Source organism: Maricaulis sp. (genome assembly GCF_017643475.1).
Lineage (GTDB): Bacteria > Pseudomonadota > Alphaproteobacteria > Caulobacterales > Maricaulaceae > Maricaulis.
In genome coordinates this window covers 538,228-547,168 of the sequence record NZ_JAEPNI010000002.1, presented here as the reverse complement: position 1 = coordinate 547,168, position 8,941 = coordinate 538,228, and the positions used below count along the sequence as shown (strand labels likewise).

General features: G+C 62.5%; 12 protein-coding genes. 5 read left to right on the top strand and 7 right to left on the bottom strand.

All coding sequences use genetic code 11. From position 1 onward, the window contains the following. The first annotated feature begins 20 nt into the window (after positions 1 to 20). A complete protein-coding gene (locus tag JJ889_RS10030) occupies positions 21 to 473 on the top strand; it encodes a response regulator (RefSeq protein ID WP_291894587.1) in 453 nt (150 codons plus the stop codon). Here JJ889_RS10030 and JJ889_RS10025 read toward each other — a convergent pair. After that, a complete protein-coding gene (locus JJ889_RS10025) occupies positions 470 to 1,048 on the bottom strand; it encodes a lipocalin family protein (RefSeq protein WP_291894585.1) in 579 nt (192 codons plus the stop codon). The two genes, JJ889_RS10030 and JJ889_RS10025, sit on opposite strands and share 4 nt — an antisense overlap. A 53-nt stretch (positions 1,049 to 1,101) precedes the next feature. Beyond that, positions 1,102 to 1,887, bottom strand: a complete 786-nt coding sequence (locus JJ889_RS10020; protein WP_291894582.1) for a helix-turn-helix transcriptional regulator — start codon at positions 1,885 to 1,887, stop codon at positions 1,102 to 1,104. Between the two features lie 104 nt (positions 1,888 to 1,991). On the opposite strand from JJ889_RS10020, the gene JJ889_RS10015 reads away from it, so the two are divergent. Then, positions 1,992 to 2,390: a hypothetical protein gene (locus JJ889_RS10015; protein WP_291894579.1), complete on the top strand. Its 399-nt coding sequence runs from the start codon at positions 1,992 to 1,994 to the stop codon at positions 2,388 to 2,390. 56 nt (positions 2,391 to 2,446) lie between these two features. Here JJ889_RS10015 and JJ889_RS10010 read toward each other — a convergent pair whose 3' ends face one another. Continuing rightward, positions 2,447 to 2,818, bottom strand: coding sequence for a DUF3775 domain-containing protein (locus JJ889_RS10010; RefSeq protein WP_291894576.1), 372 nt, complete (start codon positions 2,816 to 2,818; stop codon positions 2,447 to 2,449). 476 nt (positions 2,819 to 3,294) lie between these two features. On the opposite strand from JJ889_RS10010, the gene JJ889_RS10005 reads away from it, so the two are divergent. After that, a complete protein-coding gene (locus JJ889_RS10005) occupies positions 3,295 to 3,804 on the top strand; it encodes a response regulator (RefSeq protein ID WP_291894572.1) in 510 nt (169 codons plus the stop codon). Here the strand turns inward: JJ889_RS10005 and JJ889_RS10000 are convergent. The 4 genes from JJ889_RS10000 to JJ889_RS09985 all read right to left on the bottom strand — a co-directional run bounded on the left by JJ889_RS10000 (position 3,801) and on the right by JJ889_RS09985 (position 6,704). Beyond that, the gene (locus tag JJ889_RS10000) at positions 3,801 to 4,124 is read right to left on the bottom strand and encodes a hypothetical protein (protein WP_291894569.1); all 324 of its coding nucleotides are present in this window, start codon (positions 4,122 to 4,124) and stop codon (positions 3,801 to 3,803) included. The genes JJ889_RS10005 and JJ889_RS10000 overlap by 4 nt on opposite strands. 55 nt (positions 4,125 to 4,179) lie before the next feature. Continuing rightward, positions 4,180 to 5,199, bottom strand: a complete 1,020-nt coding sequence (locus JJ889_RS09995; protein ID WP_291894567.1) for a low specificity L-threonine aldolase — start codon at positions 5,197 to 5,199, stop codon at positions 4,180 to 4,182. 31 nt (positions 5,200 to 5,230) lie between these two features. Further along, the gene (locus tag JJ889_RS09990) at positions 5,231 to 5,977 is read right to left on the bottom strand and encodes a hypothetical protein (protein WP_291894564.1); all 747 of its coding nucleotides are present in this window, start codon (positions 5,975 to 5,977) and stop codon (positions 5,231 to 5,233) included. A 124-nt stretch (positions 5,978 to 6,101) separates the two neighbouring features. Continuing rightward, positions 6,102 to 6,704 (bottom strand): NAD(P)H-dependent oxidoreductase, encoded by a 603-nt coding sequence (locus tag JJ889_RS09985; RefSeq protein ID WP_291894561.1) that lies wholly within the window; start codon positions 6,702 to 6,704, stop codon positions 6,102 to 6,104. Between the two features lie 217 nt (positions 6,705 to 6,921). Here JJ889_RS09985 and JJ889_RS09980 point away from each other — a divergent pair, with 217 nt between their 5' ends. Together JJ889_RS09980 and JJ889_RS09975 are read left to right on the top strand one after the other, a co-directional pair. Continuing rightward, a complete protein-coding gene (locus JJ889_RS09980) occupies positions 6,922 to 7,911 on the top strand; it encodes a hypothetical protein (protein WP_291894558.1) in 990 nt (329 codons plus the stop codon). Between the two features lie 3 nt (positions 7,912 to 7,914). Then, entirely contained in the window at positions 7,915 to 8,925 is a 1,011-nt protein-coding gene (locus JJ889_RS09975) for a peptidoglycan -binding protein (protein WP_291894555.1), read from the top strand. Positions 8,926 to 8,941: the final 16 nt, after the last annotated feature.

Sequence of the window (8,941 nt, the reverse complement as noted above, 5' to 3'; positions counted from 1 at the left end):
AAACGCCTGTGAGCAAAGCCATGCCGACGCAAATGCTTCAAGGATTGAACATTTTGGTGGTTGAGGATGTCGATTCAATCCGCAGCCTGATCGTCCGTCTTGTCGAGGGACTGGGCGCCGACAATGTCTGTTCTGCCATGGATGTCGACACCGCATTGACGGCCTTGAAGTCCCAGGTGTTTGACGCGGTTCTGCTGGATTACGAGCTGGGTGGTCGTGATGGGATCGAGATCCTTACAGCCATTCGTAATAACCGTGCGCACCCCAATCACAAGACTCCTGTCGTCCTGCTGACCGGCCATGCGGAGAGCCATGTGGTCAAGGAAGCCGTAATGGCGGGCGCCAACGGCTATCTGGTCAAACCGGTCATGCCTGAAGTGCTCGGCCAGCGTTTGCGCAAGGTCATCGCAGCACATGAAGAGACGCTGGGGGGTAACCCGGCCACTGAAGTAGTCTGGCGCCGCTCGATCTAGCCCGGCAGCCCCGTGCGGGGCATGTCTTCAACCGAACTCCATTGTTCCGGCCGAATGAGCCCATCCGTATTGAAACCGCGTGCGCGCAGTTCGGCGAGCCGGGCCTCGATGAAGGCATCACTCGGTTGCGGGTCACGGGTCAGGATCCAGAGATAGCGACCTTCCGGCTCAGACACGACAGCCCAGGAATAATCCTCCGCCAGGTCGATGATCCAGTAATCACCGAAAAACGGGCCGAAAAAACTGACTTCCAGTTCCGCATTGCTGTTCGTGTTGACGATACGCGCCCGGCCTTCCGCCAGGTCGAATTCACCTTCAAGACCGTTTTTCCAGCAGCGATTGATGACGCGGATATCGCCGTCTTCGCGCCGTTCGTAATAGGCGGTGACACCATCACAATCGCGCTCGAACCCATGGTCGGCCCGTACGACCTCGAACCACAGGCCGAGATAGCGGTCCGCATCAACGGCAGGGACGGTCTCCAGCGGGGTGCCGGCCGCCAGCCGCGCCGTCGGGGGGGGTGTACAGCCTGCCAGGCTGAGGGCGACAAGGATAAGGCCGAGGGTTCGCAGCATTTCAGGTCTCCGTTTGGTCACTGAGATTGCGCAAACTGGCACGGGATCAAGTCCTACTGACTGAGAAGGGCGCGGCTCTGGTCATCGGCGGGAAAAAAGAGTTCCAGCCGCAGATCACTGATCGTCACGTCAAAGGCCGAGCTGACTTCCATTACGGTCGAGAACAGGGTCAGTTCCACGCCTTCACCCAGCCCGTAACGTACGGTCAGGCAGGGCGTGTTGGGGACGTGATGGCGCGCGCCCGGTTCGATCAGCGCTGCCAGGCGTTCGGCAAATTCGTCCAGCACGGGATCTCCCCCTGCATGCCGGGACTCGGCCTGCAGCCGGGTTAGCATGGCCGGAGCCATCTCGTCCCAGTTGAGGATGGGCGCGCGCGCCGCCGGATCGGACAGCATGATGTCGATCAGATTGGTCTCGGCGCCCGGTTCGCGGCCCTGCAGGAACAGCGCTCCCGTTGCATTGGCATCAAGCACGTTGAAATGCTTGTCCAGCAAGAGGGCCGGGAAGGGGGCGTGCGCATCCATCAGGCGGGTGAGACTGGTCCGAAGCGGCGCGAGCTCGGCACTCTCCCAGCCGGAAGCGCGAAAGGCCGGGCTGAAACCGGCGCTGCCCAAAAAGCTGTTGCGGATCTCCAGCGGCAATTCCAGCCCTTCCGCGAGACGGTGGATCATGTCGCGGCTGGGCGCGGACCGGCCGGTTTCCAGAAAGCTGATATGGCGGGCCGAGACCTCGGCCTCCAGGGCCAGCGAGAGCTGGCTCATGCGGCGGCGCTGGCGCCAGTCCTTGAGGAGTTTGCCGAAGGTTGAATTGGTGGCGAGCGCCGTGCTGGTCTGGGTCATGACGCCAGTAGAGCGCAGGAGGTGAGGGAGATCCATTACCTCGCGGGTAATTGATGCCGTGATGCGGAGCGGGCTTCTATCCGGCCATCGTGATGGAGAGCAATATGCAAGCGAAACAACTCACCCTGCCGGCCTTGACGCTGATCATTTCCGGTCTTCTGACTGCGCTGGCCGTGCTGCCGCCGCTGCGGCCTGTCCTTGTAACGTTTGGCGATCTGGCCTTCTGGCCGCTGGATGGGTCACCAGGGGCGCTGGACAGTATTCACCTGCTGGTTGCTGCCGTGGCCGGTGGCCTGATGACGGGCTGGGGTGTGTTCATGCTGGCCCTGTCAAAGGACTGCGACCTGTCCAAGGCCCTGCTTCTGGGCGCGCTGACCTGGTTTGTCGTTGATTCAACCGGTTCCGCGATCGCGGGCGCGCCGATGAATGGCGTCTTCAATCTGGGTTTCCTGGCCCTGATGTTGTGGCCCGTCCTGGCCAGCCGCAAGGCGCAGCCGGCGTAAACGACACCCGCGCCTCCCGGCCTGTGTCGGGAGGCGTTGGTCTGTGGCGGGAGAGATCAGGCGTCGTCGTAGACTTCCGCCTCGATCACTGCGTCCAGCCCGATCTCGATATAATCACCCATCAGCGGCGCACCGAGCAGATAGTCTGCTGTCGGCGTTGTCCGTCGCTCGCGAGCGGCATTGACGACACGCGGAAAGTCCCGGCCCTCAAAATCGCCCCGACCGATCCAGTACAGCGCCACGAGTTCGGCCTGGGCCTCCTCGTCCAGTCCATCAATCCAGGCTTCGATTTCATCGCGCCCTTCATCGGTCTGGCCTGTCTGCAGGGTTTCCACCGCATCGGTTTCTGCGGTGTCCTGATCGCGTTCGAGATCGTCGATCTGTTCCTTGCCGTCATATCCGCGAGCCCGGACAATCAGGTCCCGCACGGCTTTCTCCGCAATATTCATGGCTTCGCCTTCCGTTTACACGCGTCAAACTCAGGCACGATTGGAATACTAACACGATTTCGATGCGCTGTGACCCGCCGCTGCGCGACGGCGCGTCGCGGGGGAAAATGCGTCGGCGAGACTGAGACGTGACAAACGCCCCTCAACACCGTCACCCCGATGAAGATCAGGGCCCAGTTCGAAGGGCGCAGATGTTTGAGGTGATGGTGCTTTCTGGAGCCAGAACGAGCCTTGTGAACTGGGTCCCGGCCTTCGCCGGGATGACGTTGGAGGGGGTGGACAAGCGTGGACCAATTCAACCAAGCGTCTTCACCCGGACGTGCCGGGGAATTGCGCGGGGGAGCATCAAGCTTCACCTCCTGCGCAGCCAATCTCCTATGGTCAAGACTTGGTTAAGACCGCTGGGGCAGTATTCGGGGAAGCGTTCTGATTCTTTCATCGCGTCAGCGGGATCCATGTCTGGAAGTTTTGACCGAATTCGAGTTCTGATCGTCGAGGACAATGCGCACATGTCCACGATCCTGCGGACTATTCTTCAGGGTTTTGGTGTACGCACGATCGTCGAGGTGCGTGACGCGGCCGACGCTTTCGAGACGATGCGGGATGTGAACCCGGATTTTGCCCTGGTCGATTATATGCTGGGCGATCTGAACGGGCTGGAGTTCACCCGCCTGGTCCGAACGGCTTCGGACAGTGCCAACAAGTATCTGCCGATCATTATGGTCACGGGTCACACCGACAAATCCAAGGTGCTTGAAGCGATCAATGCGGGCGTCAATGAATACCTGGCCAAGCCGGTACGTCCGGTCGACCTGTTTCACCGCATCTCGGCCCTGATCGAGCGTCCGCGTCGGTTTGTGAAAGCCACGACCTATTTCGGCCCCGATCGCCGTCGCCGTCAGGACCCGCGTTACAATGGCCCCTGGCGCCGTTCCACCGACGAAGAGCACGCCGAAGCGAGCTAGGCGGGCTCGATGCGTCGATAGGCGTCGAACGCAATCACCACAGTCCTGGCATCCACGGCCTTTCGCTTGCGGATAATCGCCGCGAAATCCGCATTGTTGATCAGAAGTTCCGTGCCGATCTGCGTCAGCTCGTGTCGCTGGATCAGCGCACTGTCGCATGCGAGCGGCAATCCGCAACCGGACTGGCAGGCGATGGCATCTGCTTCGCCGAGCATGCCATGCAGGGCTTCGGCTGTTTTTCTGTCGAGGATGAGTGTGCGCCCGTAATCGTCAAACCGGACCAGGGCTAAATCAAAACGAATTCCACGCGCTGAAGTCATTGCCTTCTCCATTGCACGCAGAAAGTGTACCCCTTTTGTTCCGCAGCCACAAGTGCTATCGCGCCGCCGCGAGCGCTCCGGCGATCTCCGCATCCGTGGTGCACCAGCTGGTGACCAGGCGCGCGGAGCCATCGGGCCATTGATAGAATTGCACGCCGGCCGTCCGCATCTTTTCCGCCGTCGCCGTGGGCAGGGTGGCGAATACCTCATTGCCGTCGACATCATGCAGGATCTCTACGCCCTCGACCCCGGCCAGGCCAACGGCGAGCCGGCGGGCCTGGCGATTGGCGCTAGCGGCCAGATCAAGCCAGAGATCATCCGCCAGCCAGGCCTCGAACTGGGCAGCGAGATAGCGCATTTTCGGCGCCATGTGCCCGCCGCGCTTCTGGCGCATTTGCAGCTCTTCAAACCGGTCCATCACGGACGGGAAGAGAATGATCGCCTCCGATCCCATGGCCGCATTCTTGGTCGCACCGAAACACAGCGCGTCGACACCGGCCTTCCAGGTCAGCTCCGCCGGCGAGCAGCCGAGCGAAACGAGGGCGTTGGTAAAACGCGCGCCGTCCATGTGAACGAAGGCCGGGCGTTCCTTGAGCCGCCCCGCGCGTTCCGTTACCTCGGAGACGGTGTATGCGGTTCCGCTCTCCGTCAGGTTGGAGAGGGAGAGGGTGCGGACCGGGCTGGTATGGACAAAGCCTTCCGGGATCTCGCCAAGGGCGCGATCCAGCTCGTCCAGCGAGATCTTGGCATGCGCCCCGCGCAGCGGGATCAGTTTGGCGCCGCCGGTATAGAATTCCGGAGCCCCGCGTTCATCCCGGTGGATATGCGCCTCGTCATGGCAGAGGATCGCAGCGTGGCCGGGGCACAGCGTCGCCAGGGTCAGCGCATTGGCGGCGGTGCCAGACACGGTGAACAACACTTTGAGGTCCGTCTCGAAAATTTCCCGTAGCCGTGTTTCCACACGGGCGCTGGTCTCATCCGCGCCATAACTCATGGCAAAGCCGGCATTGGCCGCGGTCAGGGCTTCAAGCAGTTTCGGGTGGGCGGGGGCAGTGGTGTCCGAAAGGAAATTCATGGGTCCTTTGGACCGTGAACCACTCGTGTGGTCAATCCCCAAAGGCGGGGTCCGGCACCTGTGCCGGCAGGCTGTCGCGCATGGAATCCGCCGAGCTGGTGTGCTGGGAATGTTGATTGCTCATCGCTGGCTGGCCCGTGAGGTCGCGCGTGAGCCGGGAATTGAAGAGTGCGTGAATTTCGGCGGGGGACAGGTCGAGCCCCATGGCGGCGCGGATCCGGGCGAGTTCTTCCTCGGAGCCGAACCGGGCGAACTGAAACGTGTTTTCATCGGGGCGGTCAGGACAGGCCCCGGCTTCGCGATTGGCCTGCGAAGTGGATGAACAGAACACGTTGCGGACAAACATCTGGGTTGAGCCGGGACCGGCGGGCAGGGCGAGCGGCGCGCCGTTGAAACTTTGCAGTCCTGTACCGGCGCTGGCCGCGGCGGCGGGTTCGTCCTCATCATCTTCGGCAAGGGCTGGTTCGGCCGGCGCGGCGATTACGACCGGAGCATCAGGCTCGCTGGCGTCGCGGGGCTCCGGTTCAGCCTGTTGTTCGATCGGGATGTCCGGTTCGGCGACATCCGTGGTGATTTCCTCTGCAGGCACCTCCGGCGGTGCTTCGGGCAGGGTCAGAAGTGTTACTTCGAAGGGCGGACGGTCCGGGGCCGGGAAGTCCTGGCGCGGCAGGGCAAAGATCAGGGCAAACAGCAGGAGATTGGCCAGCAGCGCCGTCGCAGCCGCGATGATGCGGCGCGGAACAGGCTCGACCAGGGGCGGTGACAACACCTCGCCCATACTTCCTCCCAATCGGCCCCCGCCGGTGGATAGGGGTAACGCGATCAGAAGTAGAGCACCAGACAGAAAACCACCCTGCCGGGGATGGCAGGGTGGTCGGGTCTGCGGGGAGGGGGCAGAGGTGTCAGGCCGCGTTGAGCGCAGCGATGCTTTCATTGGCGGCCGCGAGTTTTTCCTCGGCAGCGAAATTCAGCTGTCCGGCCTCGATCACCGTCACGTCGGTGATGCCGATAAAGCCCATCACGTGGCGCATGTATCCGGTTGCGAAATCCATCTCGCTGTCTACCGGAACACCGCCGGAGGTAACCACCAGATAGGCTTTCTTGCCTTCCAGCAGGCCAACCGGACCATTTTCGGTATAGCGGAAGGTCTCGCGGGCGCGGGCGATCATGTCGATCCAGGTCTTCAGTGCACCGGGGATCGAAAAATTGTAGAGCGGCACACCGATCACCAGCGTATCGGCGGCGCGGACCTCAGCGATCAGGGCATCGGAGGCCGCCAGGGCTTGCGCTTGAGCGTCCGTGCGTTCGGCGGGGTCGGTGAAGTTGGCGCCAATCCAGCTCTCGTCGATGAAGGCCGGCGGATTGGCGAGCAGGTCGCGTGTGATGACGTGCGTCTCGCCCTCGGAAATCCTTTCGATAACCTTGTCGGCGAGTTCGCGGCTGACAGAGCCTTCGCGGCGCATGCTGGCATCAATGCGCAGGATGGTTTTGGCGGTAACGGACATGGTTCTACTCCGGTCGGTGCGCATCAGGCGTGGTGTTGTGAGGCCATAGATGGCTCATTTTCCGGTGGAGATAATCCGCTCTGCATGAAACTCATTCATTCCAAATTAGCAACAATCAGGATTTGATAGCCAAAATTCGCAGGCAAGTTTTGACCTCGCCTCCAAATTGTCCCAATGCGTGGCAATCAAAGAGGCTCGCGAGCGACGAGGGGACTCAATGCCGGTACTGCACGACGATCAGGTGGACGCGGAAACACCGCAGGTCAAATTCACGGGCCCGTGGCGCTATATCATCTGGATGGCCCTGTTCACGGCCGCCGTTCTGGCGATCGCCGTCTCCCTGCTGGAGCCGCTGACCGAAGCCTTTCGCGCCAACATGGCTATCAATGGCCTGATCCTAGCCGTGCTGGTGATCGGCGTACTTTATACATTCGCGCAGGCGCTTGGCATTGGCCCTGCCGCGCGCTGGCTGGTGCGTTTCCGCTCCTCCGAACATCCCGGCAGCCTGCCGTCGCCGCCCGCCATGATCGCGCCGATGGCCTCGATGATTGGTTCGGCCGATGGACGGGTCCGGATTTCCGCCGGTTCGGTCCGCACAGTGCTGGACTCGGTTGGCGCGCGCATGTCGGAAGCCGGTGCCTTCACCCGCTATTTTGGACGTCTGCTGATCTTCCTGGGCCTGCTCGGCACCTTCTGGGGTTTGCTGGAAGTGGTGCAGGATGTTGGCGATGCCGTTGCCACCGTCTCGGCCAACACCACCGGTGATGTCGACGCGGCCGCGCTGATCGGTGCCATCCAGGGGCCGATCCAGGGCATGGGCACGGCGTTTGCCTCCTCGCTCTTTGGTCTGGCGGGATCGCTGATCATCGGCTTCCTGGACCTCCAGGCCAGCCGCGCCCAGAACCGTTTCTACAACGAGATCGAGGAATGGCTGTCCTCCATGTCGCGTGTCGCGGCCGCGGGTCCGGCCTCGGCGGGCGAGGGCGAGATGTCCTCGGCCTATGTCGGTGCACTGCTGGAACAGACCGCAGAGACGCTCGACCGTCTGGCCCACACCATGGAACGCCATACCCGCCAGATGGACACAACGCTGCAGCGTTTCGCCGAGGACGCCCGTGTCGGCCAGGAAGAAACCGCCCGCGCGATCCGCGACGAGATCCGGGTTCTCATCCGCGCGCTCGATGCGCGTGACCGGGGGGGCGAATAAGCCATGTCCGCTCCGCGTTTCGGACGCTTCCAGGAGGCCGATAACGGCGATCACTGGCCGGGATTTGTCGATGCCCTGGCAACCCTGTTGCTGGTCATCGTCTTCCTCCTGGCCGTGTTTGTCGTCAGCCAGGTCTCGCTGAGCCAGGCCCTGACCGGGCGTGACGAACAGCTCGCTGCGCTCAATGCGCAGCTGGCCGTGCTGGCCGACGAACTGGCCCTGGCGCGTGACGAGAATGCCGATCTCAACCTGCGCATCACCGGACTGGAAACCGAGATTGCCGGCCTTGAGGACGAGCGCGATGCCCTGACCGGTGCGCTGGGCCTCGCCCAGACTCAGAGCCAGATCCTGCAGGACGAGCTGGATGCGGAACGTGAGCTGTCGGAAGAAAGCATGCGGGCGCTGGCGCTTTTGAACCAGCAGATCTCTGTCCTGCGTGACCAGATCGCGACCCTGAACGCGGCGCTGGATGCTGCCGAGCAGCGCGCCGAGGATGCCGAGGCCCAGGTGATCAATCTGGGTGAACGTCTCAACGCGGCCCTGGCGGAACGCGCGGCCGAACTGGCGGTTTATCGCTCCGACTTCTTTGGCCGCCTGCGCGCCATTCTGGGCAATCGCACCGGTGTGCGCATTGTCGGCGACCGCTTTGTCTTCGAGACCGATGTCCTGTTCGCTTCAGGCTCCGCCGCACTGTCGACTGAAGGCCGGGAAAGCCTGCGTCCGATCGCCGATGCCATCCTGCAGCTGACCGACGAGATCCCGGATGATCTGGAATGGGTGATCCGCATTGACGGCCACACCGACCCGGTCCCGATCCGCACGACCTATCAATCCAACTGGCACCTCTCCGCCGCCCGCGCCATCTCGGTGGTCAACTGGATGGAAGATCTGGGTGTACCCTCAGAGCGCCTGGTCGCGGCAGGTTTCGGCGAACACCACCCGCTGGTGGAAGGCCGCTCTGCCGCCGCCAACGCCCAGAACCGCCGGATCGAGCTGAAGCTGACGTCTCGGTAGGGCCTTATGCACGTCT